This is a genomic window from Brevundimonas denitrificans (assembly GCF_030160755.1).
Classification (GTDB): domain Bacteria; phylum Pseudomonadota; class Alphaproteobacteria; order Caulobacterales; family Caulobacteraceae; genus Brevundimonas; species Brevundimonas denitrificans.
In genome coordinates, this window is sequence record NZ_BSOY01000210.1 from 1 (window position 1) to 604 (window position 604).

Consider the following 604-nt stretch of genomic DNA (forward strand, 5'->3'; position numbering starts at 1 on the left):
ACCAGAATGGTGCCCCGGGACAGCCTGCGGGACGAAACCCTGAAACTGGCCAACAAGATTGCCGACATGTCGCCGCTGGCCCTTCGGACCACGCGGGAGCTGATGTATCGGGTCGAGGACATGAGTTTCCGGGAAGTCCCGCCAACCGCCCTTGATTCTCTTGCCATGGCCTTTGCCTCGGAAGACAGCAAGGAAGCCCGCAAGGCCTTCATCGAGAAAAGAAAGCCTGTCTGGAAAGGCAAATAAACGATCCCCTCCCCGGTTTCGATCTTGAAAAAGTCAATGCAATGCCACCTGCATTAGAATATCATCAAGAACAAACATCGGTTCCGGGGAGGGAAATATATGGCACCGGCAAAGATACAAACCTATTTCAGACGTCCAATTGATTGCAGCCCCAACCAGCTTCGTGCCTTTACGCGCATCGTCATGGAAGGCGGCGAGGTGCCCCTTGCCAATCTGCAGCGCGGCATCCCCATGGCAGAGGTTCTGTTCTTTACCGGGATCGGCAACATCCTGATGGGCGTCGGGGCCTTCCGTTTTGCCCAAGCAGGCTATCACCGGTACCTGTTCGCCCAGGCGGGTGTGCCCGAAATGTATAACC

Annotated in this window: 2 protein-coding genes; both read left to right on the forward strand. The window is 56.0% G+C overall.

The features are described from left to right. On the forward strand, positions 1–246 hold a 246-nt coding region (locus QQJ79_RS15795), incomplete at its 5' end, for an enoyl-CoA hydratase/isomerase family protein (RefSeq protein ID WP_284223884.1). 99 nt (positions 247–345) lie between these two features. Beyond that, positions 346–604 (forward strand): hypothetical protein (locus QQJ79_RS15800; RefSeq protein ID WP_284223886.1); only part of this gene is annotated, 259 nt, incomplete at its 3' end.